The organism is Micromonospora coriariae (assembly GCF_900091455.1).
GTDB classification, from domain to species: Bacteria; Actinomycetota; Actinomycetes; order Mycobacteriales; family Micromonosporaceae; genus Micromonospora; species Micromonospora coriariae.
This window is the reverse complement of sequence record NZ_LT607412.1, coordinates 3,030,104-3,056,398: the sequence shown is the minus strand read 5'-3', so window position 1 is coordinate 3,056,398 and position 26,295 is coordinate 3,030,104. Positions and strand designations below refer to the sequence as shown.

Sequence of the window (26,295 nt, the reverse complement as noted above, 5' to 3'; positions counted from 1 at the left end):
AACCTTCACCACCGACGAGACGGCTCGATCAGGGCCGCCTGAGGTCAGGGCGTCGGGGCCGACGTGATGGCGCGTAGCTTGGCCGCCACATCGGCGATCAGGTCGCTGAGCGGGGCGTCGCTGTCGGGCGCGACCCAGCGGGCGTATGCGACCCGGAAGACAGTGGCACCCGACTCGGTGGCCAGGGTGGCCGTGGTCTCGTCGAGGCCCCTGGCACGCAGGGCGGCGGTGACCGCGGCCACCAGTGAGCCGGTCTTGCGCAGTTCACGCTCCTGCAGCTCCGGGCTGCTCTCGATGATGGTCTGCCGCGCTCGGACCAGCTCGAGACGGTCCGCGAAGATCTCCTCCGCCACCCGGCGGAAGGCGGCGACGACGGCCTCGAAGGGGCCGGCGTCGGTCTCGGTCACCGCCCGGACCAGGACCTCCTCCAGGTGCCCGCTGCCGCTGAAGAGCGCCTCACGCTTGTCGCCGAAGAGCCGGTAGAAGGTGCGTTTGTCGAGGCCGGCACGGGCGGCGATGTCGGCGACAGTGGTCTGTTCGAAGCCGCGCTCGCGGAACAACTCGAAGGCGGCCGCCTCCAGGCGGCCGCGCGCGTCCGGTTGCCAGCGGGCCATGCGGCGATGGTATCCGACGTCACAATGCGACATTAACTCGTTCCATGTCGCGGTGTGACATCGGGCGAGGTACGGTGATGTCGCAAGGTGACATCGGCACTCACGAAGGAACCACAATGCGCGTACTCGTCACGGGCGCCTCCGGCCATCTCGGCTCCGCGGTCGTCCCGGAACTGCTCTCCGCCGGGCACGAGGTCGTCGGCCTCGCCCGCTCCGACACGTCCGCCGCCGCCATCGAGAAGCTCGGCGCTCAGGCACACCGCGGCGATCTGTCCGACCTCGACGTGCTCCGGGAAGAGGCGGCCGCCTCCGACGGGGTGATCCACCTGGCGTTCCGCCACGACCTCATGGTCAACGGCGACCTGGCCGGCGCCGCCAGGGCTGACCTGGACGCCCTCACGGCACTCGCCGACGGCCTGGCCGGTTCCGGCAAGCCCCTGGTCGGCACCGGCGGGACGGCCATGCTCGTGATCGGCGGCATCGTCGGCCGCCCCGGCACCGAACACGACACCTTCCCGGGCGGCGGCTACCGGATCGACGCGGAGAACTTCGTGGCCGGCCTCGCCTCCCGCGGTGTGCGCTCCTCCATCGTCCGGCTCGCGCCCACTGTGCACAGTCCACTCGACCGCTACGGCTTCATCACCGCCATCATCGCCGCGGCCCGACGGAAGGGGTACGCCGCGTACGTCGGCGAGGGAGCCAACCGGTGGCCGGCCGTACACACGCTCGACGCGGCCGTGCTCTACCGACTCGCCCTCGAAAAGGCCCCAGCCGGTACGCGCCTGCACGGAGCCGCCGACGAAGGCGTCCCCTTCCAGCAGATCGCGGCAGCCATCGGCCACAACCTCGACATCCCGGTCCGGAGCATCAGCCCCGCCGAGGCCAACGACCACTTCGGCTTCCTCGGATCGTTCGCACAGATGGACAACCCGACGTCGTCCGCCATCACCCGCGAACTGCTGGGCTGGACCCCCACCCACCCCGGCCTGATCGCCGACCTGCACGAAGGGCACTACTTCCAGGCCTGATCCAGGACGGCGGCCCTGACCGTAGGGTCGGCACGGTGAACCACGCTCAACTCGGAGTGGACTGATGTCGATCCTGTGGCGGGACGCGATGAGCCGGGCGCTCTACGGGCCGGGCGGCTTCTTCGTCGCCGGCACCGGGCCGGCCGACCACTTCCGCACCAGCGTGCACGCGTCCCCGGCCTTCGCCACCGCCCTGCTGCGCCTTGTCACGGAGGTGGACGCAGCCCTCGGCCACCCCTCGCGACTTGACGTGGTCGACGTGGGCGCTGGGCGCGGGGAACTGCTCCACGCTCTGCTGGCGTCCGTCGGGGTTGCGGTGGGGGTTTCCGTCCGTTCCTTGCGGGATGAGCCGTCGTCCGGCACGGTCCGACCGTCGCTCGCGGAACGCATCCGCTTCACAGCAGTCGAGTACGCCGACCGCCCCGAGGACCTGCCCGAAGAGATCAACTGGACAGCCGAGATCCCCACCGAGATCACCGGAGTGCTGCTCGCCACCGAGTGGCTGGACAACGTCCCGCTGGACGTCGCAGTACACACCGAAGACGGCTGGCGGTATGTGCTGGTCGACCCGAAGAGCGGCGCGGAAACGCTCGGTGATCTGGTCAGCCCTGACGATCTTGATTGGCTGACAGAGTGGTGGCCCAGCCCCGCGAGCCCGCCCAGTACGGACAGTGACCCGGATCCGGGGGCGACCTGGTCGGGCGCGACAAGCGGCAGCGAGTCGGGTTTCGGGGCAGCCCGGCCGGCGGAGGGATCAAGCCTGACCGCCCGGAGCCGGCCGGGCTGCCCCGAAACCCCGCACAGCGACCACCGCGCAGAGATAGGAAGGCCGAGGGACGAAGCCTGGGCGGACGCGGTGAGCAGGATCGAGCGGGGCATGGCGGTGGCCGTGGACTACGGGCACCTGCGGGAGAGCCGACCGGTGGACGGGACGTTGACCGGGTATCGGGGTGGGCGACAGGTGCCGCCGGTGCCGGACGGGTCGAGTGATGTCACCGCGCACGTGGCCATGGACTCGGTCGCCTCCGCCGGTGCGGCGGTCGCCCGGTGTGCGTACTCCCTGGTTTCGCAGCGGGAGGCGCTGCGGGCGCTCGGGGCCGACGGGGGCCGACCGCCGCTGAGCCTGGCCGGCACCGACCCGGCCGGTTACGTGCGGGCGTTGGCCGCCGCGTCGGCGGTGGCCGAGCTGACCGACCCGGCCGGGCTCGGCGGGCACTTGTGGCTGCGCCAACCGGTCGGCATCCCGCTCGGGCCGGCCGTGGCACGATGACGGGCATGACCACCGACGCCGGGGACCTCCGTGAACTGACCGTCGGCACCGGGGCCGGGCTGATCGCCGGCACCGGTGATCAGCAGCTCGGCACCGACATGGTGCTGAACATCGGCCCGCAGCACCCCTCCACCCATGGTGTGCTGCGGCTGAAGCTGGTGCTCGACGGCGAGCGGGTGATCGCCTGCGAACCGATCGTCGGTTACATGCACCGGGGCGCGGAGAAGCTCTTCGAGGTACGCGACTACCGGCAGATCATCGTGCTGGCCAACCGGCACGACTGGCTCTCGGCGTTCTCCAACGAGCTGGGTGTCGTGCTCGCTGTGGAACGCCTGATGGGCATGGAGGTACCGGAGCGGGCCACCTGGCTGCGGATGGCCCTCGCGGAGCTGAACCGGGTGCTCAACCACCTGATGTTCCTCGGCTCGTACCCGTTGGAGATCGGGGCGATCACGCCGATCTTCTACGCCTTCCGGGAACGCGAGACCATCCAGGCGGTGATGGAGGAGGTCTCCGGCGGCCGGATCCACTACATGTTCAACCGGGTCGGCGGCCTGAAGGAAGAGGTGCCGTACGGCTGGACCGGCCGCGCCCGCGCGGCGATCGGCGAGGTACGCCGGCGGCTGCCCGACCTGGACCACCTGATCCGGCGTAACGAGATCTTCCTGGCCCGGACGGTGGGCGTGGGGGTGCTCTCCGCCGCGGACGCCGCCGCGTTCGGCGCGTCCGGGCCGGTGGCGCGGGCGTCCGGGCTCGACCTGGACCTACGCCGCGACGACCCCTACCTGGCCTACGACCAGCTGGACGTGCCGGTGGTGACGAAGACCGCCGGTGACTGCCACGCCCGCTTCGAAGTGCTGCTCGACCAGGTGTACGCGTCGCTGGACCTCGCCGAGCAGTGCCTGGACCGGGTGGACCGGCTGACCGGGCCGATCAACACCCGCCTGCCGAAGGTGCTCAAGGCGCCGGAGGGGCACACCTACGCCTGGACCGAGAACCCGCTCGGCATCAACGGCTACTACCTGGTGTCCCGGGGCGAGAAGACGCCCTGGCGGTTGAAGTTGCGCACCGCGTCGTACGCCAACGTGCAGGCACTGGCCGCCCTGCTCCCCGGCTGCCTGGTGCCGGACCTGATCGCCATCCTCGGCTCGATGTTCTTCGTGGTCGGGGACATCGACAAGTGACCCCGAGCGGCAGGGCCGCCGGTCAGCGCCAGCGGTCGGTGGCCGGCGCGCCCCCGGCGCGTGGCACGTCGTCCTGCGGCGGGTAGCCGTACCGCTCGTCGACCCGGCGCCGGCCGGCCCGCTCCGGTACGGCCTCCGCCTGGTGGCTCCGCTGGCGGGGTGGACGCCACTCGTCCGGCACCGGCACGCCGCCCACCGGCAACGCCGGCCGGTCCGCCGGCTCGTCCCGCCAACCGCCGTCGCGATCCTGCCAGCGCGCCGGTTCGTCCCGGCGGTACGACTCGCGCTCGTCGTACCGGTGCGCGTCCTCATGGCGGCGGGGCTCCTCGTGCCGGCGGGGCTCCTCGTGCCGGCGGGGCTCCTCGTGCCGGACGGAGGCCCAGCGGTCGGCCACCCGGTACTCGGCGCCCGTGGCATCCGCGTGCACCTCGGCCCGGCGCTCCCCGACCCGCAACTCACGGCCGTTCTCGTCGTCCCGCACGGCGGCCCACCGGTCACCGGCCCGCAGCTGCGACCAGTACTCACCGGTGTCGTCCGCCCGCAGAGCCGGGCCGGGCTGCGCTCCGGCGGATGCCCGGTCGGGTTCCCGCTCCTCCGACCAGTCGCGGTCGTCGGCGCCGGCCCACGAATCCGGCTGCGGCCGGGCCCCCCGGCCGGGCTCGTCGGGCTCGGGGTACGCGTCGCGCGGATCGGTCCACTCCGGCTCGTCGCGGCGGGCCGTCCAGCCGGGCTCACCCCGGGTCCCGGCCTGCGCGCCCCGGGAACGCTCCTCCGCGCCCCCGTCCCGGGTCCACTCCTGCGCCGGCGGGGTCCACTGGCCGGCGTACCCGCCGCCGTACCGCCCACCCGGCTCGGCCGGACCGCCGTCCACGACTGTGTGCCGGGTGGTGACGTGCACGGTCTCGGTGTGCCGCACCACACCGACCGGGCGGTGCGCCGACTCCGGGCGGTCGTGCTCGCGAGGGCGGGGCACCGATCCGTACCCGGCGGCGGCCTGTCGTTCCCCGCCGTAGAGTCCGGCGGCCGGCGGCTCGGCACCGTAGCGGCCGACGGCCGGCTCGGCGTCGGCGTCCAGGGCCTCCCGGTGGTACGCCGGCCCGTCGTCGTCCACGCGCTCGGGGCGACCCCACCGGGCACCGGCGTCCTCCGGGGCCGACACCCGGCCCCGACCCGCCGGGGCACCACCGGGCACCGACACGCGACTGCGGGCCACCGGAGCATCGTCCACCGGCTCGCCGACCGGCACCCGCGCCCGGCCGGCACCCGCCGGATCGGCGGCCGGGGCGGCACCGGCGAGCGCGGCACCGCTGGCGTCGAGTCGGCGGCGGACGGCGACGACACCCTCCTGGGCCCGCTGTGCCTGGTCGAGCGCCTGGTTACCGCGCTGCGCCGCGGCGACGATCTCGGCGCGCAGCTCCCGGCGGAGTTCCTCGATCTCGTCCAGCAGCTCGTCGGCCCGCGCCGACGCGTCCTCACCGTCGGGCCGCAGCGCGATGGACAGGCCGATCAGCACCACCGCCAGGATGGCGAGCACCGCCGCGAAGCGCAGCGGGCCGTTGCCGTCGGCGACCAGCAGGATCAGCGCCGCCACCGGGGCGAGGCCCACGCCGGCCCAGAAGAGCAGGGTGAGCAGCGGCGGTTGACGCCGGGCATCGGGGGTGACCGGGGCTGGCATGGCTGTGCAGCCTACCGAGAATCCCCAGCTGAGGGAACGGGGTCCCGGGACGCGCGGACGCCCCCGCTCCGGGGTGGGGCGGGGGCGTCGTCAGCACGTCACGGGGTGGCTCAGCTGGTGGCGAAGGCACCGTCCGACGAGAAGATCAGGCCCGCGCTGATGGCGCCGGTGCGCAGCCCGTTCTTGGTCAGCGGCCCGCCCTGGTCCAGGGAGGAGAACGAGCCCACCGACAGCCCGTACGTCTTCTCCAGGCCCGGCTTGCAGAACGGACGCTGCTGGCACTCCGGCGGACCACCCAGCACTGTCGCGTTGCCCGAGCACTTCGCGGCCAGCTCGGACAGGGTCCGCACGCCGTACTTGTCGGCGAAGGCCTGGGTGACCGCGAAGGCGTTCTGGTCCTGGGCGGCGGCCGGGGCGCCGAAGGTGATGCCCACCTTGTCGCCTTCGGCCTTCAGCGCGCTCACGGTGTTGTTGATGTCGGGCGAGGAGACCGGCTGGGCGTTGGGGCCGTTGGCCTTGGTGTTGAGGAACTCGGCCATGGTCGCCGCGTACTCCGGGACGACCTGCACCTCGCCCTTCTCCAGCGCCGGCTCGTAGAGCTCCCGGTTGCCGATCTGCTGCACCTTGACCTGGTAGCCGGCGGCGGTGAGCACGATCCGGTACAGCTCGCCCAGGGTCTGGCTCTCGGCGAAGTTGCCGGCTCCCACCACGATCTCGCCACCCGGACCCTTGGCGATGCCCGCGGTGACGTTGTTGGCGGAGGCGAACTCCTCGGCCGCCACCTTGGGGGTCTTGCGGTCGTCGTTGACGGCCTTGTTGAGCTGGATCAGCTTCGGCGTGTCCAGCACGGCGGAGACCTTGTCCAGCGCGGCGATCAACTGCGGGTTGGCCGCCTTGCTGTTGACCGCCGGGATGACGTTGTCGGAGTTCTGGAGCTTCTTGTCGTCCTGCAACGCGATGAGCTGCTGCCCGGCGATCGGGGCGCACCCGGCCCCGGAGGCGCTCTGCTGGGGCGCGTCGGTGCCGGACGAACCGGCGTCACCGCACCCGGTCAGAAGCCCTGCCGCGGCGACTGCGCCGACCGCGCCGATCGCCAGACGTGTACGTGCGCGCATGTGCCCGCCTTCCGTGTCCCGGCGCGACCCGTCCCGGGCCGGCCGCGTGTCCGACGGGCGATCCTGACTGTCGGCCGCCCGTGAATGTCCACCCAACATCCTCCGGGACCGACCGACAACCTGAGGTGGAGTTCGTCACCGCATCGTCACGGACGCCTCGCTGCCGATCGCCGGCTCGTCCACCGGTCGCCCGAACGGGTCGTCCCGGGGACGAAATGGCGTCAGATCAGGCGCGGCCGGTGGCGTCGGCGGGGCGGGGTCGTCCCGCGCGTTGCCGGTCGCGCCGCAGCGGACGGGGGGTGACCAGCCGTTCGACGCCGCCCAGGACCAGCTCGGCCAGCAACGCGAGCCCGGCGACCAGCACACCGCCGGCCAGGATCTGGCCCCCGCCGACCGCGATGCTCAGGCCGAAGCCGGTACGGATGATCTCACCGAGGCCGCCGCCGTTGACGAACGAGGCCAGCGCGGCGGTGGCGATGACCTGCACGGCGGCGGTCCGGAACCCGGCGGCGAGGTAGGGAATCGCGAGCGGCAGCTCCACCCGCCGCAGCACCTGCCCGCCGGACAGGCCCATCCCGCGGGCCGCGTCGAGCGCCTCCAGGTCCGCCTGGCGTACGCCGGTGTACGCGTTCGCCAGCAGCGGTGGAACGGCGAAGACGGCCAGCGCCACCACCACCGGCGTGCGGCCGAAGCCGAGGAACGTCAACGGCAGGATGGTCAGCAGCGCGAGGGTCGGGATGGCCAGTGTGGCGTTGGACACCAGCACCACCAGGCCACCACCGCGCCCGGTGTGCCCCAGCCAGAGCCCGAGCGGCCAGGCCACCAGGCAGCCGAGCGCCACCGCCGCGGCGGAGATCTCCAGATGCTCGCCGAGCCGGTCCAGGATGCCGCCGGGATTGGTCCAGTTCAGCGGGTCGTTGAGCCACATCACCGCCTGGGACACCGGGCTCGCCGCGGCACTCACCGCACGCCCCGGGCGGACCAGGGGGTGACCAGCCGGCCGACGAGGACCAGCAGCAGGTCCAGCAGCACCGCGAGCGCCACGCTGAGCACAGTCCCGGTCATGATCTCAGCCTTGTAGAGGTTGTTCTGGAAGCCCGCGAAGATCAGCTGCCCGAGCCCGCCGTGCCCGACCAGCACCCCCACGGTGACCAGCGCGACCGTCGACACGGTGGCCAGCCGCAGCCCGGTCATGATGCCCGGGATCGCCAGCGGCAGGTCGATCCGGAACAGCCGGCCCCACCGGCCGTAGCCCATGCCCTCGGCGGCCTCGCGGACCTCGGGCGGCACCTGGTTGAGCCCCGCCACCACGTTCCGGACGATCAGCAGCAGCGCGTACAGGACCAGGCCGACCAGCACGGTGGTGGCGCCGGTGCCCAGGTAGGGCGCGATGAACGCGAACAGCGCCAGCGACGGAATGGTGTAGATCACGCCGGTGATGCCGAGGATCGGCCCGGCCAGCGGGCGGAACCAGTACGCGAGCACGGACAACGGCAGGGCGATCAGCGCCGCGATCAGCACCGCGCGCCCGGTGAGGGAGGCGTGTTCACCCACCGCCGCGACGATCGTGTCAGAGTTGTCCCGCACGTACTGCCAGGAGAACCAGGGGTTACCCGGGTCGGCCCGGTAGCTCAGGCGGAAGGACATACGTGGACGTTACCCCGGAGGCTGCCGGCGGGGCCGAGTCCCCTCGCGCGGCGTCGATCTCCCTGCAGGCCATCCAGAAGCGCTACCCGAACGGCACCGAGGCCGTCCGGGACCTCACCCTGGAGGTCCGGGCCGGCGAGCTGGTGGTGCTGATCGGCCCGTCCGGCTGCGGCAAGTCGACGGTGCTCCGCATGGTCAACCGGCTGATCGAGCCGACCGCCGGGCGGATCCTGCTCGGTGACGAGGACGTCACCGACGTCGACCCGGTGCGGCTGCGCCGCCGGATCGGCTACGTGATCCAGAACGTCGGGCTGTTTCCACACCAGACTGTCCGGGCGAACGTGGCCACCGTGCCCGGGCTGCTCGGCTGGTCCCGCGACCAGACCCGGGCCCGGGTCGACGAGCTGCTCGACCTGGTCGGGCTGGACCCGGCCCAGTTCGGCCGCCGCTACCCGCACGAGCTGTCGGGTGGGCAGCGGCAGCGCGTCGGGGTGGCCCGCGCACTCGCCGCCGACCCGGTGGTGCTCCTGATGGACGAGCCGTTCTCCGCCGTCGACCCGATCGTCCGGGCCCGGCTCCAGGAGGAGTTCCTCCGACTCCAGGCCGAGGTCCGCAAGACGATCCTGCTGGTCACCCACGACCTCGACGAGGCGGTCCGGCTCGGCGACCGGATCGCGGTGCTCTCCCAGGGAGGGCACCTGGAGCAGTACGACACGCCGGCCGCCCTGCTCGGCGCGCCCGCCACGCCGTTCGTGCGCGAGTTCGTCGGGGCCGACCGGGGCATCCGCCGGCTCGCGGTCACCCGACTCGACCGGGACGCGCTGGAGCCGGTGCCCGGCGACGCCGAGGCGGACCTGCCCACCGTGCCGCTGGACGGCTCCGCGTACGACGCGCTGGCGGTACTGCTCACGTCCGGACGGGACCGGCTCGTGGTGACCGACGGCGGCCGGCCCGTGGGCGCGCTCAGCCGGCAGCGCCTGCTCGACCTCGGCCGCGTGACGGGCTGACCCGCACGGCTCGACCGGTCGGGGTCAGGCCCGCCCGCCGAGGCTGGCGGTGCCGATGATCCAACCGCAGAGGAAGCCGTAGCCGGCGCCGCTGCTGGCGTCCTGCAACGCGCCGAGCAGCGACGGGTCCGGGCCGAACGGCGCCGCCAGCACGGCGGCGAGCCCACCGGCCAGCACGTACGCGGCCCAGCCGGAGAAGAACTGGCTGACCGGGCCGGGCACCCGGGCCACCTGGGCGGCGGGCAGCAGGTAGAGCAGGGCCACCGCGAGGACCACCAGCAGGACGGCCCGCAGGTCGGCGGCGAGCAACCCGCCGGGCTGCCCGTCCGCGTCCAGCCGCCACGCGGGCCAGGCGAGCACACGCAGGTAGTAACCGCCCGCCGACGCCGGGTCGGCCTGCGCGCCGGCCCATCCGGTGTACGCCGGGCTCCCGCAGATCCCGACCAGCAGCAGCACGGCGAGCGCGCCGGTGCCGGCGGCCGTCCCGTACCGGCTGATCGGACCGGTACGGGTGAACCGCGCGAAGATCCGCCCAGACCCCGAGCCGACCGACCGGGTGGACCTGGGCCGCCCCGGCCGGCTCAGTGCTTCAACAGGTAGTCGATGAAGGCGGCCCGCAGCAGCGGCGCCGACTCCTCGTAACCGTGGCCGGTCAGCTCCCGCCACAGAGCGTTCGCCTCGTCGATGGTCGGGCCGATCGAGTTCGGCGCGCCGTCCAGCACCGTCGCCTCGTCCGCGTTCGGCAGGTGCCGCAGCACCGACCAGTAGAAACCCACGTCGCGGTGCTCCCGGGCCCGGGCGAACGCCCGCTCCCGCAGCTCCTCGGTGGACAGCGCGTCGAGCTCCTCGAACGAGGATCCGCCGGGGGTGGCGGCAGGTGTGTCGGTCATGCCGCCGAGCCTAACGGTCGAGATCAGCTCCGGCTCGGCGGACGCGGCACGGCTCACCGCTCACCGGCGTCCCACCGGCGCGGGCTGTCCTCCCAGCGCGGATCCCGCCACGGGTCGACCGGTTGCGGCGCGGCCGGCGTCGGCAGGGTGGGGGGCCAGCTGTCGACCGGCTGCGACCGGGGCATCGCCCAGCCCGTGCTGATCGTGCCGTCGCCGACCGGCTCGGGCGCGTCGGTGCTGTCCGGCCGGGGCCGTCCGAACGTCTCGACCAGGCGGGTGACCAGCAGTCCGACACCGAGCGCGACGCCGCCGACCGTCCAGTGGTCGAACGTCCAGCCGCGCGCCAGCGCGTACGCCTGAAAGACGGTGACCAGGCCCACCGCCAGCAGGGTGCCGAACAGCCCACCCCGACGGCCGTACGCGCTGGTGCCGCCGAGCAGGGCCACCCCGATCGCCAGTACTGTCCAGTCCAGCCCGGGGTCGGGCGTGACCGGCCCCGGGCCGTTGGCGGCGAGCAGCACGCCGGCGAGGGCGGCGAGCACGGTGGAGCCGACCAGTGCGAGCGCGGTGACCACGGCAGCCACCACTCCCCGGCGACGGGCCGGATCGGTGACCGGCCGGTACCGGCCGACCAGCCGGCGGATCGCCCGGATGGCGCCGAACAGCCCGCCGAGGACCGCCACCGCGGCGAACCCGGCGAAGAGGTAGCCGGCGCTCCGCCCGGGGTCGTAGTCGCCCTGCACCAGCACGGGCGCCGACCGGCGTTCGATGTACACCACCACGCCGGCGGCACCGGCGAGACTGGCCGCCCAGCCCGGCACGTGCAGCACCACCACCGCCAGCGCCAGCGCCAGTCCGGCCAGCGCGGCGACCCCGACCGCCGGGCCGACGGACGCCGCCAGGCCCTGGTCACCCTGCTCCGCGTAGTGCAGCGCGGCGGCGACCGCTACCGGCCCGACGGCCAGGTTCGGTGCGGCGGTACGCAGGCTCACCCCGGCCGCGAGGGTGAGCAGCCCGAGCCCGACCATGCCGACCAGCAGGGTGCGCAGGCTGTCGCCGCGCAGCACGTCCGAGTCGACCCGCCAGAGCAGCCAGCCCAGAGTGGCGACACCGGCGAGCAGCAGGACCTCCCACCCCAGGTGCACGCCGACCCGGTCCCGACCGGGCTCACCCTGGCTGGGGTCGTCGAAGACGTTCTCCAGAACGGCGGCGGGCACCCCGGACGAGGGCTCGACCGACCCTTCCCGGCCCGCTTCTTCGTACCCCATGACGCCGCCTCCCCACTGGCCGGCCGCCCCCGGTCCGGTGCGCGCGGACGGACCGGGGCGGCCGTTGCTCTCCGATCGCAGGCACCGTACCTGCGCCCGGAGCCGGGCGTAACCCCCTGTCAGGGGCTGTCGGGAGACCCCGGGGGCCTCTCAACGCTGGCCGGGGCGGCTCTCCCGCTGGTCGGGCTCACGCTCGTCGTCCGGGCGCTCCGGCACCCGGCAGGAGCGCTCAAGCCAGAGCGCGGCGCCCACCAGCGCCAGCGAGGCGAGCAGACCGCTCCCGGCGGCCGGTCGATCCTCCGTGGCGGCCCGCGTGGTCTCGACGAAGAGCCAGCCGGCCAGCCCGGCGTAGAAGCCGGCGAAAATGGCCGCGGCCAGCGCCGACGCCTTGGCCAGCACCACGAACCGGGCGACCAGCAGCGGGTTGACCGGGTCCCGGCCGGGCTTGCGTTCGATCCGTCCTCGGGTGTTGACGGCGGCGTACGCCTCGAGCACGGCGAGCGCGGCCAGTGTCACCACCGGCAGCCAGGGCAGCCGGGGGATGCCGCTGTAGTAGAGGGTGCTGATCAGCAGCCAGGCCACCGCCGCGGCTGCCAGTGCGGCCACGACCAGGGTGGAGATCCGGGTGGGGCCCATCCGTGACCGGTCCGGGCCCGGCCCGCCCGGTGGTGGGGACTTCGCCTGCGTCATGCCGGCCGGCTCCGCTCGGTCATGCCGTCGACTCTAACGCCAGTTCCGGCCGGGGGCGCAGATCCAGCGCGTCGTCGGCGGCCGGGCCGGCGGTGAGCAGGTCGGTCAACCAGCCGTGACCGGGCAGCCGCCCGTACGGCTGGATGTCGATCCACGGTCGCAGCACGAAGGCGCGCAGGTGCGCCCGGGGGTGCGGCAGGGTCAGCTCGGGGTCGTCGCTGAGCACCGGCTCGTCGTCGTCGCCCCAGACCGCGATCACGTCCACGTCGAGGGTGCGCGGCCCGAACCGCCGCTGCGGGTCACGTGCCCGGCCGGCCGCGCGCTCCGCGGCCCGCGCCCGCTCCAGCCAGTCGCGAGGGGTGGCGGCGTCGTCCTGGGCCAGCAGCGCCGCGTTGAGGTACGCGGGCTGATCGGCGTCGCCCCACGGTGGAGTCTCGTACACGCCGGAGAGCACCAGCACGCTGTCGCCGAGCGTGGCGACGGCCGTACGCAGGTGACCCAGCCGGTCGCCCAGGTTGCTGCCGAGCGAGAGCACCGCACGGGTCACCGGGCACGCGCCCGGGTCATGGTGACGGCCACGTCGGTGAACGTGTGCGGCACCGGCGCCTCCGGCTTGTGCACGGTGATGGTGGCGCTGGTGACCCGCTCGTCGGCCAGGCAGACCGTGAGCAGCCGGTCGGCGAGGGTCTCGATCAGGTTGACCGGCTCGCCGGTCACCACCGCGACCAGCTGTTCGGCCAGCTCACCGTAGTGGACGGTGGCGGTGACGTCGTCGCTGGCGGCGGCCGGGGCGAGGTCCAGTTCCAGCACGGCGTCGACGACGAAGTCCTGCCCCTGGACCCGTTCGAAGTCGTACACCCCGTGCCGGCCCCGGGCCCGCAGGCCGGTCAGCTGGATCCGGTCGGTCATCGCTGCACCTCTCGCTCGTCGCCGGCACGGGCGGGGACCAGACGCGGGCTGCCGGTGGCGACCCAGACGGCGAGCGCGTCGGCGGTGGCCTGGACGTCGTGCACGCGTACCCCCCAGGCGCCGGCCGCGACGGCCAGCACACTGGTGGCGACGGTGGCCGCCTCCCGCTGCGCCGTGGGTCGCGGCGTCCCGTCCGGGCCGGCGAGCAGTCGGCCGAGGTAGGACTTGCGGCTGGCGCCGAAGAGCAGCGGGTACCCGAGGTCGAGCAGCTCCGGCAGGCGGGCGCTCAACTCCCAGTTGTGCGCGGCCGTCTTGGCGAACCCGAGGCCGGGGTCGACGACGATGCGGTCGGCGGCCACTCCGGCGGCCAGCGCCGCGTCGATCCGCTGGGCCAGCTCGGCCCGGACGTCCGCCACCACGTCGGTGTAGCTGGCCAGCTCGCGCATCTCCCGTGAGTGGCCACGCCAGTGCATCAGCACCCACGGGCAGCCGGCGTCGCGGACCACCCGGGCCATGTCCGGGTCGGCCAGCCCGCCGGAGACGTCGTTGACGACGACCGCGCCCGCGCCCAGGGCCGCCTCGGCCACCCGGGCGCGGCTGGTGTCGATGCTGACCGGCACTCCGGCGGCGGTCAGCTCGCGGATGACCGGCAGCACGCGGTCGGCCTCGGTCGCCGCGTCGATCCTTTCGGCACCCGGGCGGGTCGACTCACCGCCGACGTCGACCAGGTGCGCCCCCGCGGCACGCAGACGGACGCCGTGTCCGACGGCTGAGCCCAGGTCGGCGTACCGTCCGCCGTCGGAGAAGGAGTCCGGCGTGACGTTGAGGACGCCCATCACCACCGGGCCCGGGGCCCGCACCAGATCGGTCACGACTAGACGGTACCGGTCGTGGCGGTCGGCCCGGCCGACCCGGGTCCGCCCCCGACACACCATCCCTGACGTGCGCATTGGAACAGGTGTACGATCGGTCGTCCGGGCAGTATCGGGCAGTCCCTTCGCGGCTTGTCGCAATCCGGGCCGGCCCGTACGCTTTGGAATTGGCCAGCATCGAGATGGCGAAGCCTGGAGGGAGGGCCGAAGCGGGGAAAAACCGCCCAAAGCTCGCCACTCTCCGTGGTGAGTAACGAACACAGGGTCGAGAAGGCTGCGCCCTGCGAGCACATTTCCCGCCAGGCTTGCCTATTGCACCGCCGCGGCATCGCCGGCCGCGATATGGGGAGGTTCCAGTGATCGCCTTCGAGCTCATGGAGACGGCGTCGTCCAGCGTCGCCCACGCGCTCTCCACCCTGGCGTCAGCTCCGCTCGCCGAGCCGGCACCGAAGGGGATCGACACCAACAGTGTTGTCACCTTCTTCGCCAGCAAGATCGCGCCAATCCTGCTCGCCGTCCTGGGCGTCATCTTCATCGGGCGGGCCAGCCGGGGCGAGATCTCCAAGGTGCTGACCAGCTCCGCGATCGCGATCGTCGGGCTGGCCTTCATCGCCGGCGCGGCCACACTCTTCTTCGTCGGCGATTACCTGATCGACCTGATCTTCGAATAGGCGCGTTCCCAGATGCGGCTGCGCACCGACGACGACATCTACCGGGCCCGCCTGGTCTACCTCGGGCCGCCCGGCTACACCCTTCCGGTCCACCTGCCGTACGCCCAGTACGGGCTCTTCATGCTGCTCGTCCCCCTCTACATGTTCATCCACTGGCTGTTCACGTTGACGGTCGAGCTCTTCCCGGCCTGGGAGATCGCGCTCGCCATCGTGACCACGTCGTTCATCTTCCGGCACGTCGACCCGGACCGGCCTGCGCGGGTGGTCATCCGCACCGCGCTGACCGACTGGCGACGCACCCGGGAGCCGGCGATCGAGCAGCGCGACCCGCGCCTGGTCGGTAGCCGGATCAGGATCCGGGAGGAGCTGGCATGACCGGGTGTACGCCGACCGGTCCATCGCACGACGCGGGCAAGAGGCTGTCGGTAGACCCCGGCGCGAGCGAGGCGGTCGCATGAGTCGCTCTTCCACGCCGGGTACCCCGGCCGGCCGTCCGGCCGCGCCGACCGGTCACCGTGCGCAGTCAATTGACTACACCGACTCCGAGGACGAGGTGGCGCTCGATCCCGCGCTGGTGACCTCGCCCGGGCACGGTGCGGTCGGCGTCTTCCAGGCCCCCCGACCAGTGCCCCGCCGACCGCCGCCCGCCGAGCCGAGCACGGTGTCGGCCGGCGAGAACGCCGACATCGACTCCCCGTTCCTGGATCTCTTCGGCGCGTCCCGGCCGGGCGCGACGCGTGCCGTGCCGGCCGCCCCGGCGCCCCGGGAGCAGCCGGCGATCCCGCAGCAGCCGCCCGCCGCCGAGTCGGCCCACCGGGCGCCGGACCGGGCCGCCGACCTGGAACCGCCCTGGGCCCCCGACGACGCGGCCACCAGCAGTGGGCGGCCGGTGGAGCCGCGGCGCCGCGGCGGCAGTCCTGCCGGCGAGTCCCGGGTGCCGCACCAGGCCGGCGACCGGCTGCCGATGCTCCGGCCACCAGGCGAGACCGAGCCGACCGGCGGGGGTGCGCCGGCGTCGTCGACCACCGGCGCGACGACCCGACCGCCCGGTGCCGCGCCGCCCAGCCGACCGGCAGCACCGGCGGCGGGACCGTCCAGCGCCGGCCCGACGGACCGGCCGGCCCTGGAACGCGCGCCGCGCCGCGCCACCGGCACGGCGCGGTCGGGACCGGGCGGCGCGGAGCCGACCGGGCGGGAGATAGCCACGCCCCGACAGAAGGCCGTGAGCCGACAGGACCGGCCGACCCGGCCGGTCCGGGTCCGCGCCCCGAAGATCAAGTTTGGGGACCGGGACCCGTCCGTCGAGCTGGCCATCACCGAGATCGCCGGCCACCTGACCTTCACCCCGAACACGGTCACCGCCTGGTACTGGCTGCCCGAGGTGCGCTGGGCCTTCCGCCCCGACGCCGAACGCGAGGCGTTGCTGTCGGCGATCTCCGAGCAGTACGCCGGCCTGGCCGGCTTCCGGCTGCACCTGCGCCGCACCACCCGGCCGTTCCCCGCTGACGAGTGGGCCCGCACCATCGACGCGCACACCCCGGCGCCGCTGCCCGACGTGCCCGGCACCACCGGCTGGGCCGACCACCTGGTCGCCGCCCAGCGGCACCTGATGGCGGTCAACCACGCCGAGGGGCAGACCTACCTGGGCGTCACCTTCGCCCGCCGGTCGCTCGGTGACTCGCTCACCGAGCGGTTGCTGCGCACCTTCGGGCGGGGCACCGCCGAAGGCGAACGCCGCAAGCTGGGCCGCACAGTGGAGCAGTTCGACGAGGTGCTCGGCGCGTTCGGCATGCGCGGCCGCAGGGTCACCGCCCAGGAGCTGGAGTGGTTGCTCTACCGCTCGGTGGCGCTGTGCATGGCACCTCCGGGCACGCTCTCCCCGGTGACCAACGGTCGCTGGGAGCGCGGTGACCTGCTCGCCCTGACCGAGCAGGTCGAGCGCTACCGCACCCCGTACGGCTCGACGGTGAAGCTGGTCAACCGCATGACCGGCGAGGAACGGCACGTCGCCGTGCTCGCCGTCGGCCGGATGGAGCCACTGGAGATCCCGGAACGGCACGAGCCGTGGCTGCACTTCCACGAGCGGCTTCCCTGGCCGATGGAGATCTCCACCCGGGTCGACATCCTCGGCTCCGGCGACTCGTTCCGCAATCTCGAACACCGGCTGCGGATGATCCGCTCACAGCAGCTCGACTACGCCGAGCACGGCATCGACGCGCCGCCCGAGTTGGAGCGGCTGGCCAAGCGCGCGCTGGTGATCGGTGACGAGATGACCACCGGGCTGCCGGTCGACTCGGCCCGCGCCCACGGCTGGCACCGGATCGCAGTCGGCGGCCGGACCCGGGAAGAGTGCCTGGAACGGGCCCGCCGGCTCATCCAGCTCTACTCCCGGGAGCTGCGCGTCTCGCTCCAGCACCCGAAGAACCAGGACTGGCTGGCCCGCGAGTTCATCCCCGGCGAGCCGATCGCCAACACCGGCTACGTCCGTCGGATGCCGGTCCCGCTGCTCGCCGCCGCGCTCCCCCAGGCCGCCTCCAACGTCGGCGACCGACGGGGCGACCTGATCGGCCGGACCGCCGGCACCTGCCGCCGCCCGGTCTTCCTCGACCTGCACTTCCCCATGGAGGTACGGGAACGCTCCGGGCTCGCGGTCTTCGTGGCCGAGCCGGGCGGTGGCAAGTCGACCCTGCTCGGCGCGCTGGGCTACCTGGCCGCACGGCGCGGCGTCCAGGTGACCCTGCTCGACCCGTCCGGGCCGCTGGCCCGGCTCTGCGCCATGCCGGAGCTGCGGCCGTACTCCCGGGTGCTGAACCTGACCGGCTCGGAGCACGGCACCCTGGCGCCCTACTCGCTGATCCCAACGCCGCTGCGCAGTGAGTTCGGCGCCGGCGCCTCCGGTGACCGTGAGTTCGAGATCGCGGTCTCCAACGCCCGGGCCGAGCGTCGGATGCTGGTCCAGGACATCTGCATGATGCTGGTGCCACCGCAGGTGGCTCGCGAGGCGTCCACCGCCACCCTGTTCCGGCACGCGGTCCGTCAGGTTCCCGCCGAGGAGACGTCCACCCTGGACGACGTGGTGAGCTGCCTCGGGCAACTCGACGACGACGCCGGAAAGGAGCTGGCCAACCTCCTGCTCGACACCGCCGAGATGCCACTGGCCATGCTCTTCTTCGGCCGGCCGCCGGAAGGGCTGCTCGGCGCCGACGCGGCGCTCACGGTGATCACCATGGCCGGGTTGCGGCTGCCCGACCTCAAGATCGAACGGGAGTACTGGTCCGCCGAGGAGGCACTCGCCCTGCCGATGCTGCACACCGCGCACCGGCTCGCCGTCCGCCGCTGCTACGGCGGGTCGATGTCGTCGCGCAAGCTCGTCGGCCTGGACGAGGCGCACTTCATGGAGGGCTGGCGGTCCGGGCGGTCGTTCCTCGTCCGGCTCGCCCGGGACTCCCGCAAGTGGAACCTCGCCGCGCTCGTCGCCTCCCAGAACCCGCGCGACATCCTCGGCCTCGACGTGCAGAACCTCGTCTCCACCGTCTTCGTCGGAAGGATCGCCGAGGACGCCGAGATCGCCTCCGAAGCGCTGCGACTGCTGCGGGTGCCCGTCAACGACGGATACGAGGCCACCCTGGCCTCGCTCTCCGCCGCCGACACCAGCTCGGCCAACCGCCTCGGCTTCCGCGAGTTCGTGATGCGCGACGTCGACGGGCGGGTGCAGAAGGTTCGCGTCGACGTCTCGTACGTCGAAGGGCTGCTTGACCACCTCGACACGACGCCCGCCGCGATCGCCGCGGCGGCCGGAGTGCTGCCGAGCATCCCCCTGCCGGATCTGGAGGCGTGACATGGCGAGGGCCCGGGCGCGGATCGCGGCGTTCCTGCTCGCCCTCGGCGTACTGGCCGGGGCCTCCCTCACCTGGCCGCTGATCGGTGCGGAGGCGGCTGCCGCCACCCCGCCCGCCGCCCAGGCCCGCGCCGACCTCTGCACGACCCCGGAGTGGCAGGCCGACTTCCGGGCCTGCGTGGCGAAACTCAAGGAGGTCAGCGAGGACGAGGTCACCTGCCGAAACGCACCGACCCCGGGCACGCCCGATTCGGGGCTCGCCGGCTGGTTCGCCGGCCGGCCGGACTCCGCCAAGCAGCTCGGGCCGAAGGGCCTCTACAGCGACTACGGCTACGCCGGCTACAGCTATCCGACGTACGACATCCCGGGCGGATGCGCGTCGTCGGTCCTGCATCCGGACTACAAGTTCACCACCACTGTGGCGAACGGCGAGTTCATGATCGCGACCGCGATTGTCGGTGCCTCGAATGCACTGCGTGAGCGAGCCTGGGACCCCCGTTCGATGTGGGGCTGGGCCGATCCGCTGGTTGAGCAGGCGACCAAGGCCGTCTATCAGAAGGTGTTCAGCGTCTTCGGCATCGTCACGCTCTGCGTCGTGGGGCTGTACCTACTCTGGCGCTCCCGCCAGTCGGACATGAGCAACGCCATGACCACTGCAGGCTGGGCGCTCTTGGTGATGGTTGCGGTGACCGCGCTTGCCGCCTGGCCCGTCAAATCGGCGAACATCGCGGACGGCACGTTGGTCACCACACTGGGCGTGGTGCACGACGCCGTGGGTCCCGCGGCCCGGGACACCCCGGCGGACCGTTGTGCCGTTCCCAATCCAGATGCCTGTGTCGACAAGCGACCGCCCGCCGTGCGGGCCAGTGACACCGCCACTGAGGCAATGCTCTACCGGAACTGGCTACGGGGTGTGCTCGGCTCGGCCGACAGTGAAACCGCTCGGAAGTACGGCCCCGCGCTCTACGACGCCAAGTCACTCTCCTGGGACGAGGCTGAGAAGCTGCGCGCCAACCCGGCCACCCGAGAGGCAACGATCAAGGCCAAGCAGCAGCAGTGGGCGCGAGTTGCCCAACAGATTCAGGACGAGGACCCGGAGGCGTACGAGTACCTCCAGGGTGTGCGGGACATGGATCGGGTGGGTGCCGGGTTCATCGCGGTGCTGGCGTCGGTGCTGTTCGCCATGTTCGATCTGACCGCGTCATTGCTGGTCCTGCTGGGCTTCCTCATCTTCCGGTGGGCGGTGATCGCCGCACCGATCCTGGGTACCGTCGGTCTGCTCCGTCCGGCGAGCGCCGGGCTGCGGCGGCTCGCGAACGCCGTGGTGGCCGCGGTCTTCAACATCGCCATCTTCGGCACCGGGGCAGCGATCTACCTGTTCGCGGTTGACCTGATCATGAGCACGCCAACCCTGCCGGGCTGGCTCCAGGTGGTGCTGGTCTGGCTCTGCGGGGTGGTCGGTTGGCTGCTGCTGCGGCCCTACCGGCGCATCACCCAACTCGGCGGCAAGGACAACAGCGAGGCGGTCAGTTCGGCCGGTTCCTGGCACCGTCGGTTCTTCCGGGACATGCGGACCGCGGCGCGGCTGGACGTGGCGGAACCGGGCGGCACGGCCGAGCCGGTGGGCGGCCGCCGTCGCTCACCCGTTGCGGAGCAAACCACGCTGCGCCCGGAGGCGCGGCGGGAAGACCCGGTCCTGGCGCCGACGGCCCCGGTCGACGGCCGGCGTCCCGACGCCGGGCGCCCGGACGGTCGGGAACGCGCGGACGACGCTTCGCACGAGGGGTCCGGTGGCCGCGGCCGGCCGGTCGCACCCCAACCCCGTCGCAGGCAGCCAGCGACCTGGACCGAGCCGGACGTGCCAGCCGAGAACCCGGCGTTCGTGGTCTACCGACCAGGCTCGGCCGAGCGTGCGCCGGACCGCACCGGACCGCGGGTGCGCTCAGAGGCGCGGTGATGGCGATGCGACGCGCTCTTGAGTTCCTGTTCACGCGGCTTCTGCGATCCCGGCTGGGGGTGGCGCTGGTGATCGCGGTGATCGTCTTCGGGGTGCTCGGGGCGGCCCGGCTGGTCTCCGGTCCGGCCGACCCGGCGGACGGGTTGAGCACGCGGCCGGATCGGCCGATCACCACCGTGGACCCGACAGCCGGCGACGATGGTGCGATCTCCACCGAGGCTCCACCGTCACCGGTGACCCGGCCGGGCGACCGTACGCCCGAACAGACCGCCGACCAGTTCACCAGCGCCTGGCTCGGCCGTCCGGGGATGACTGCCGAACAGTGGCAGGCCGGCCTGCGTCCGTTGTCCACGGCGGCGTTGACCGAGAAGCTGACCGGCGTCGATCCCGGCGGGGTCCCGGCCGAGGAGGTGACCGGGCCACCGGCGGTGCGGTCGCGCAGCGACACGTTCGTCGAGGTGCTACTGCCCCTCGACACCGGCCGGCTGCGGTTGGAGTTGCTCGCGGCGGATGGCGGCTGGCTGGTCGACGTGGTGGATTGGGAGCGACAGTGAACGCCGGCAGCCGCGTCCTCCGCCGACCGGTACGGGTCGGTGTGATCGCCACAGTGCTCACCGGGGTGCTGCTCCTGCTCTGCTGCGCCGGGGGGACGGCGGCGTTCTTTCTCAGTGGACTCGGCGGCGATGCGGAGGACGGGGACAGCCTCGCCGGGTGGGGCTGCGGCCCAATCCGCCCGGTGGACATCGCCGGCGAGCTGCCGCGGTTCACCGAGTACGGCGATGCGCAGATCCGCAACGCCGCCATCATCATCAAGGTCGGCCAGGACCTGGGGGTGCCGTCACGGGGCTGGGTGATCGCCCTGGCCACCGCGATGCAGGAGTCCGCACTGCGCAACCTGGCGAACAGTGGCGTTCCGGCGTCACTGGCCCTGCCGCATGAGGGCGTCGGCGCCGACCACGACTCGCTGGGCCTGTTCCAACAGCGGCCGGGATGGGGCAGCGTCACCGAGCGGATGACCCCCGCATACACCGCCCGCAAGTTCTACGAGAAGCTGGTCAAGGTGCGGAGCTGGCAGCGCCGGCCGCTGACGGTGGTGGCGCAGCAGGTCCAGGTCAGCGCCTATCCGGACGCCTACGCCAAGCACGAGGAGCTGGCCAGCCAGGTCGTCGACGCGCTGGCCGGCGGCGCGGCGCGCACGATCGAGATCAACGGCAAGGCGGTGTGCAACGCGGCCGAGCGCGGCCAGATCGCCGCCTCCGGCTGGACCGCTCCGATCCCGGGCGAGGTCGGCTCCGGCTTCCGCACCAGCAGCCGACCCAGCCACAACGGGGTCGACATCGGGACGGCCAAGGGCACCGAGATACGCGCCGCCGCCGCGGGCCGGGTGCTGGTCGCCCGCTGCGACCCGGACGACCGCGGCCGAAAGGACTGCGACGTGGACGGGCACCCCGGCAAGGGCGGCTGCGGCTGGTTCGTCGACCTGCTGCATGCCGGGGGTTACATCACCCGGTACTGCCACATGGTGGTCCGTCCCCGGGTGTCACCCGATCAGATCGTGCCGGCCGGCGAGGTTATCGGGCAGGTCGGCAGCAGCGGCAACTCGTCCGGCCCGCACCTGCACTTCGAGGTCCACCTGCGCAACGACCGCACCAGCCGTGGCGCCATCGATCCGATACCGTTCATGCGCGAGCGGGGCGCCCCGCTGCGTAGCGCGGAGTGAGGCCACGACGGGCATGACCGGACCTCTGCCGGACCCGTTCGCGGACCAGCCCGACTGGGCGCCCCGGCCACCCCGACCGCTGGCGATCGTGCCGGCCACCGAGCGCGTGGAGCTGCGTGGGCGGCGCGTGCTGGTCGGGCTGCCGGGGCTGGGCTGGCGGGGCGACCTGCGGGCGGACGACCGGGTGGTGCAGGGCGCCCGGACCTATGTGCCGGTGATCCCCGAGCACGAGTGGTACCGGGCCGAGGCCGACCAGGTCGAGGTGTTCGCGCCGCTGGTGCCGGTCGATCGGGTCTGGGTGGAGGCGGTCGGCGACCGGCCCGAGCCGGCCGACAGCCGGGTCAGCGGGATCCGGCTGGTCTCACTGGACGGCCCGGCCCACCGGTCCCCCACGCCGGTCTTCGAGGCGGATGCCGTCACCGGGCGCCGCGTGGTGCACATCGAGGGCGGCCTGGAGCACCGCGACCTCCGGGCGGTAACCGAGACCTACTCGGGTGCCGAGGGAGACATCTGCGTCCGGATCACGCCCGAGGTGGAGTGGTACCGCTGGGCCTGGCGCGGCCAGTCACCCACCACTCTGGAGGTGCCGGTCCATCTGCTGTGGATCGAGTGACGGTCAGCCGGCTCGTGTGCCGCCGCAGACCCGCCAACCATCGTCGTGCCGGGTGTCGAACTGCCAGGACTGTCGATCGCTCTGATTGATCCCGTCGACGAACGCGGAAATGATCAACGTGACTTGAACGGCAGCGATCTCGCCCTGTTTCTGCACGGCAAGGCTCCCCCAACTGACCGAGATGGTGACGTCAAAACGTTCTTCACGTTCGATTAGGTCGGATCGCAGCAAACGAAGCGGCTCCAGCTGGCCGCCAGCCTTACAGGTGAACGCGTCTGCCCTCGCATCGTTGCGATCCACGAGGAACGCGCGCAGGTAGTTGTCCACGACCACGTCGGGCGCGCTGCGGTCCGGGGTGGACGCGCGGCCGTACAACACATAGGCGGTGGCCACCGCGCCCAGGCAGAGCAGGGCGAGCACTCCGGCGACCACGGTGAGCACGGTCCGCGCCCGGCGACGGGGCCGCTGCGGCGCTGGCGCGGCCGGGGCCGGCGGCAGCTGCTCGGACGGCGTCCGCTGGGCCGGTACGCGGGAGACCTGGGAACCGGCGGGGGGCTGCACTGATTCCACCCCCTGAAGCTAACGGCTGGACGCTCCCGAGCCAATGCCTCAGATCCAGCGGATCGTGACGGACCCCTCCCCACCGGTGACATCCCCGACAACACCGGCGCACCGCCGCGGCACCTCCCGGAGGAGGAGCCCCGGCTGGGATACCGTCTCTGCTCAGGGAGGGGTTGCCAACCTCGGGCAGAGGGGGTGGACGCGGTGGCCGGTCCGAAGGCACGCACGAACCGCGCCGCAGCTCTGCACCGGCGGGCTGCGGCCGTCGCAACCGCCGCGGCTGGCATTCTCGACGAGACCCGACCGGCCCCTGCCGATCAGCGCCGCCAGTACGAGGTGGCCGACCGGCTGCGGGCGGTGGCCGCGCGGCTGGCCCCGGGATGGTCGGGTGCCGCCCTGGACTCGCTGACCGTGGACTCGCCGGCCGGAGACGGCCCGCCGCCCTTCGTGCGGGTCGGCACCGCGGCGCCGCTGGACGATGCCCGCTTTCCCGCGCTGGTGCCGCTGGTCGGCACCGGGCACCTGAGCGTGGACACCGACGCGCGGGAACCGCGGGTGGCCGGGTTGCTTCGGGCTGTGCTGCTGCGGTCGCTGGCGGCGGCACCGGCGGGTGCCCTGCTGGTGCGCGCGGTGGACGCCACGGGGGGCGTGCTCACCCCGTTCGGGGCGCTGGCTGATGCTGGTTTGTTGCCGCCGCCAGCGGTGGATGTGGCGGGTCTGCGCGCGGTGTTGACCGAGGCGGAGCAGTGGGTCACGCCGGGGGCGAGTGGGCGACGCCGGCATGACCGGACGCTGCTGCTGGTGGTCGCCGCGCTGCCGGAGCTGACCGGGCCGACCGACCTGGCACGGATCGAGGCGTTGGCCGAGCAGGGGCCGGCGGCCGGGCTGCACCTGGTGGTGGCCGGCTGGCCGCCCGCCGGCCCGTACGCGGCCCGGGGGCCACTGCCGCGCGCCACCCCGCTGGTGCTTCGCAACGCGTACGCGCTGCTCGGTGATCCGCCGGGGACGTCCTTCGCCAGCCCCGGCGCCGATCCGCCGGGCGGGTTGAACTCGCCGGTCTTCGTGGAGGCGGACCCGCCGGCCGATCTGGTCGACGCGGTCTGCCGGCGGCTCGCCGCGCAGGTGGAGGCGGGTTCCCGGTTGGCCCTGGCAGATCTGCTGCCGGCGACGGGTGCGGGGCTGTGGGAGTCGGATTCGGTGGACGGGTTGACCACCACGGTCGGTGACGCCGGGGGCCGCCCGGTCCCGCTGGGCTTCACCGAGCTGACCCCGCACTGGCTGGTCAGTGGCCGGTCCGGTGCGGGTCGCTCGGCGTTCCTGACCACGGCGCTGCTCGGCCTCGCCGCCCGGTACGGCCCGGACGAGCTGTCGCTCTACCTGGTGGATCTGGGCGACGGCGAGTCCTTCGTGGAGTTCCTCCAGACCGAGCGGGACCGGTCCTGGATTCCGCAGGTGCGGGCGGCGGCGATGGCCGCCGATCGGGAGTACGTCCGCGACCTGCTGGATCAGTTGACGGTCGAGGTGCAGCGCCGGGCCGAGGCCGGCGGGCGCGCCGGTGGGCAACGCTTCGCGGAGCTGCGCCAGCACCGAGCGCTGCCCCGGATCGTGTGCGTACTGGACAATCTGCCGCTGATCTTCGCCGAGCGGGACCGGCTGGCCGCGGAGGTGGCGGCCCAGCTGGACGGGCTGGCCCGCGCCGGCCGGGCGTACGGCGTACACCTGGTGCTGGCCGGCGCGGGCGAGCTGGGCCTCAGCGGCCGGGCGGACACCGGGCACCGGGATTCGGTGCTCGGCCAGTTCCCGGTGCGGGTGGCGCTGCCGGGCGGCGGTCCGGTGCTGGAACCGACAAACGACTCGGCCGCCGGCCTGCCGGTGGGCAGCGCGGTGGTGAACACCGCAGGCGGGCTCGGCGGCCCCCGGGGCGCTATCCGAGGTCACGAACGGTTGATCCGCCACCCCGATCCGCAGGACCACCCGGAGGTGGTGGATCGGCTGCGGCACGAGCTGTGGACGGCACGGCCGGCCGGGTCGGTGCCGCCGGTGGTGTTCGCCGGGTACGCCCGTCCGTTGCTCGGCAACGACCCGCGACACCGGGCGGCCTTGGCCGGCCAGGCGCACGGGCCTGCGGCTCTGCTCGGCAGGGCGGTGGACGTGGCCCGCTCGACGGTCGCCGTACCGCTCGGGCCGGCGGCGGGGCGCAACCTCGCGGTGCTGGGATCCGGCCCGGCTGCGGGCGGGCTGGTGGCGACGGCGGCGCGGAGCACGGCGGACCACCACGCACCGGGTACCGCCCGGTTCCTGGTGGCAGCTCCGGACCCGGGTTCCCGGCCACTGGCCGAGGCGTTGACTGCCGAGCTGGCCGTCCGCCATTCGGCGACCATGGTGGACCTGCCGACGCTGCTCGCGGACGCGGACGCCGAGCTGCCGACCTACCTGGTCGTCTTCGGCCTGGACCGGCCGGGCCCCCGCGAGCTGCCGGTGGACCGGCTGCGCGCGCTGCTGCGGGACGGGCCGCCGTCGGGCCGGCATCTGCTGGGCTGGTGGCGGGCCGTGCCGCCGTTCGCCGCGTTGCTGGAGCCGGACGGCGAGGTGGACAAGCTCGCGGCCGTGGCTGTGCTCGACGTGCCGGCGGCGCAGCTCGCCGCGGTCTTCGGTCGGCCGGTGGAGTGGCGGGCCCGTCCCGACCGGGCGGTGCTCTGGGACGGGCCGGACGAGCGGGGCACGGTCCTGGTGCCGTTCGCCGACGAGGCCAGGTGATCCGGCGGT

Annotated in this window: 25 protein-coding genes; 12 read left to right on the top strand and 13 right to left on the bottom strand. The window is 73.3% G+C overall.

Annotation, left to right across the window (positions count from 1 at the left end; translation table 11 throughout):
- Window positions 1–44: 44 nt before the first annotated feature.
- Complete coding sequence (locus tag GA0070607_RS14320) at window positions 45–614, bottom strand: TetR family transcriptional regulator (RefSeq protein ID WP_089018650.1); 570 nt, start codon at window positions 612–614, stop codon at window positions 45–47.
- 116 nt (window positions 615–730) lie between these two features.
- Here GA0070607_RS14320 and GA0070607_RS14315 point away from each other — a divergent pair, with 116 nt between their 5' ends.
- The 3 genes from GA0070607_RS14315 to GA0070607_RS14305 all read left to right on the top strand — a co-directional run bounded on the left by GA0070607_RS14315 (window position 731) and on the right by GA0070607_RS14305 (window position 4,096).
- Window positions 731–1,642, top strand: coding sequence for an SDR family oxidoreductase (locus GA0070607_RS14315; RefSeq protein ID WP_089018649.1), 912 nt, complete (start codon window positions 731–733; stop codon window positions 1,640–1,642).
- A 64-nt stretch (window positions 1,643–1,706) separates the two neighbouring features.
- Window positions 1,707–2,912 carry an SAM-dependent methyltransferase gene (locus GA0070607_RS14310; RefSeq protein WP_089018648.1) on the top strand — a complete coding sequence of 402 codons (1,206 nt, stop codon included), beginning with the start codon at window positions 1,707–1,709 and terminating at the stop codon, window positions 2,910–2,912.
- Complete coding sequence (locus tag GA0070607_RS14305) at window positions 2,909–4,096, top strand: NADH-quinone oxidoreductase subunit D (protein ID WP_172899032.1); 1,188 nt, start codon at window positions 2,909–2,911, stop codon at window positions 4,094–4,096. Before GA0070607_RS14310 ends, GA0070607_RS14305 begins: the two co-directional genes overlap by 4 nt.
- Window positions 4,097–4,118: 22 nt before the next feature.
- Here the strand turns inward: GA0070607_RS14305 and GA0070607_RS14300 are convergent, their stop codons facing one another.
- The 4 genes from GA0070607_RS14300 to GA0070607_RS14285 form a co-directional block, all read right to left on the bottom strand.
- Window positions 4,119–5,771 carry a hypothetical protein gene (locus GA0070607_RS14300; protein WP_089018646.1) on the bottom strand — a complete coding sequence of 551 codons (1,653 nt, stop codon included), beginning with the start codon at window positions 5,769–5,771 and terminating at the stop codon, window positions 4,119–4,121.
- 110 nt (window positions 5,772–5,881) lie between these two features.
- The gene (locus tag GA0070607_RS14295; protein ID WP_089018645.1) at window positions 5,882–6,886 is read right to left on the bottom strand and encodes a glycine betaine ABC transporter substrate-binding protein; all 1,005 of its coding nucleotides are present in this window, start codon (window positions 6,884–6,886) and stop codon (window positions 5,882–5,884) included.
- Window positions 6,887–7,112: 226 nt separating this feature from the next.
- Window positions 7,113–7,814, bottom strand: coding sequence for an ABC transporter permease (locus GA0070607_RS14290; protein ID WP_089021853.1), 702 nt, complete (start codon window positions 7,812–7,814; stop codon window positions 7,113–7,115).
- Between the two features lie 32 nt (window positions 7,815–7,846).
- Window positions 7,847–8,533: an ABC transporter permease gene (locus GA0070607_RS14285; RefSeq protein WP_089018644.1), complete on the bottom strand. Its 687-nt coding sequence runs from the start codon at window positions 8,531–8,533 to the stop codon at window positions 7,847–7,849.
- A 2-nt stretch (window positions 8,534–8,535) separates the two neighbouring features.
- On the opposite strand from GA0070607_RS14285, the gene GA0070607_RS14280 reads away from it, so the two are divergent.
- Window positions 8,536–9,540, top strand: a complete 1,005-nt coding sequence (locus GA0070607_RS14280; RefSeq protein WP_089018643.1) for an ABC transporter ATP-binding protein — start codon at window positions 8,536–8,538, stop codon at window positions 9,538–9,540.
- Window positions 9,541–9,564: 24 nt separating this feature from the next.
- On the opposite strand, the gene GA0070607_RS14275 is transcribed toward GA0070607_RS14280, so the two are convergent.
- From GA0070607_RS14275 to folP, 7 genes are all read right to left on the bottom strand, one after another.
- Window positions 9,565–9,996: a hypothetical protein gene (locus GA0070607_RS14275; protein WP_231931033.1), complete on the bottom strand. Its 432-nt coding sequence runs from the start codon at window positions 9,994–9,996 to the stop codon at window positions 9,565–9,567.
- 125 nt (window positions 9,997–10,121) lie between these two features.
- A complete protein-coding gene (locus tag GA0070607_RS14270; RefSeq protein ID WP_089021851.1) occupies window positions 10,122–10,430 on the bottom strand; it encodes a hypothetical protein in 309 nt (102 codons plus the stop codon).
- Window positions 10,431–10,483: 53 nt separating this feature from the next.
- The gene (locus GA0070607_RS14265) at window positions 10,484–11,698 is read right to left on the bottom strand and encodes an ABC transporter permease (RefSeq protein WP_089018642.1); all 1,215 of its coding nucleotides are present in this window, start codon (window positions 11,696–11,698) and stop codon (window positions 10,484–10,486) included.
- 150 nt (window positions 11,699–11,848) lie between these two features.
- Entirely contained in the window at window positions 11,849–12,388 is a 540-nt protein-coding gene (locus tag GA0070607_RS14260; RefSeq protein WP_089018641.1) for a DUF3180 domain-containing protein, read from the bottom strand.
- A 19-nt stretch (window positions 12,389–12,407) separates the two neighbouring features.
- Window positions 12,408–12,935 (bottom strand): 2-amino-4-hydroxy-6-hydroxymethyldihydropteridine diphosphokinase, encoded by a 528-nt coding sequence (gene folK / locus GA0070607_RS14255; RefSeq protein ID WP_089018640.1) that lies wholly within the window; start codon window positions 12,933–12,935, stop codon window positions 12,408–12,410.
- The gene (gene folB, locus GA0070607_RS14250; protein WP_089018639.1) at window positions 12,932–13,297 is read right to left on the bottom strand and encodes a dihydroneopterin aldolase; all 366 of its coding nucleotides are present in this window, start codon (window positions 13,295–13,297) and stop codon (window positions 12,932–12,934) included. Before folB ends, folK begins: the two co-directional genes overlap by 4 nt.
- The gene (folP, locus tag GA0070607_RS14245) at window positions 13,294–14,169 is read right to left on the bottom strand and encodes a dihydropteroate synthase (RefSeq protein WP_089021850.1); all 876 of its coding nucleotides are present in this window, start codon (window positions 14,167–14,169) and stop codon (window positions 13,294–13,296) included. Before folP ends, folB begins: the two co-directional genes overlap by 4 nt.
- 356 nt (window positions 14,170–14,525) lie before the next feature.
- On the opposite strand from folP, the gene GA0070607_RS14240 reads away from it, so the two are divergent.
- The 7 genes from GA0070607_RS14240 (at window position 14,526) to GA0070607_RS14210 (ending at window position 22,968) form a co-directional block, all read left to right on the top strand.
- Window positions 14,526–14,840 carry a hypothetical protein gene (locus GA0070607_RS14240; RefSeq protein WP_089018638.1) on the top strand — a complete coding sequence of 105 codons (315 nt, stop codon included), beginning with the start codon at window positions 14,526–14,528 and terminating at the stop codon, window positions 14,838–14,840.
- A 12-nt stretch (window positions 14,841–14,852) separates the two neighbouring features.
- A complete protein-coding gene (locus GA0070607_RS14235) occupies window positions 14,853–15,215 on the top strand; it encodes a hypothetical protein (RefSeq protein ID WP_007466101.1) in 363 nt (120 codons plus the stop codon).
- A gap of 79 nt (window positions 15,216–15,294) precedes the next feature.
- Window positions 15,295–18,678, top strand: coding sequence for an ATP-binding protein (locus tag GA0070607_RS14230; RefSeq protein ID WP_089018637.1), 3,384 nt, complete (start codon window positions 15,295–15,297; stop codon window positions 18,676–18,678).
- A gap of 1 nt (window position 18,679) precedes the next feature.
- Window positions 18,680–20,635, top strand: coding sequence for an MFS transporter (locus GA0070607_RS14225; protein ID WP_089018636.1), 1,956 nt, complete (start codon window positions 18,680–18,682; stop codon window positions 20,633–20,635).
- Complete coding sequence (locus GA0070607_RS14220; RefSeq protein WP_089018635.1) at window positions 20,632–21,189, top strand: hypothetical protein; 558 nt, start codon at window positions 20,632–20,634, stop codon at window positions 21,187–21,189. Before GA0070607_RS14225 ends, GA0070607_RS14220 begins: the two co-directional genes overlap by 4 nt.
- Window positions 21,186–22,355 carry a M23 family metallopeptidase gene (locus tag GA0070607_RS14215; protein ID WP_089018634.1) on the top strand — a complete coding sequence of 390 codons (1,170 nt, stop codon included), beginning with the start codon at window positions 21,186–21,188 and terminating at the stop codon, window positions 22,353–22,355. Before GA0070607_RS14220 ends, GA0070607_RS14215 begins: the two co-directional genes overlap by 4 nt.
- 13 nt (window positions 22,356–22,368) lie before the next feature.
- The gene (locus GA0070607_RS14210) at window positions 22,369–22,968 is read left to right on the top strand and encodes a hypothetical protein (RefSeq protein WP_089018633.1); all 600 of its coding nucleotides are present in this window, start codon (window positions 22,369–22,371) and stop codon (window positions 22,966–22,968) included.
- Window positions 22,969–22,971: 3 nt separating this feature from the next.
- Here GA0070607_RS14210 and GA0070607_RS14205 read toward each other — a convergent pair whose 3' ends face one another.
- Complete coding sequence (locus GA0070607_RS14205; protein WP_089018632.1) at window positions 22,972–23,529, bottom strand: hypothetical protein; 558 nt, start codon at window positions 23,527–23,529, stop codon at window positions 22,972–22,974.
- A 195-nt stretch (window positions 23,530–23,724) separates the two neighbouring features.
- Here GA0070607_RS14205 and GA0070607_RS14200 point away from each other — a divergent pair, with 195 nt between their 5' ends.
- Complete coding sequence (locus GA0070607_RS14200) at window positions 23,725–26,286, top strand: FtsK/SpoIIIE domain-containing protein (protein WP_089018631.1); 2,562 nt, start codon at window positions 23,725–23,727, stop codon at window positions 26,284–26,286.
- Window positions 26,287–26,295 lie beyond the last annotated feature (9 nt).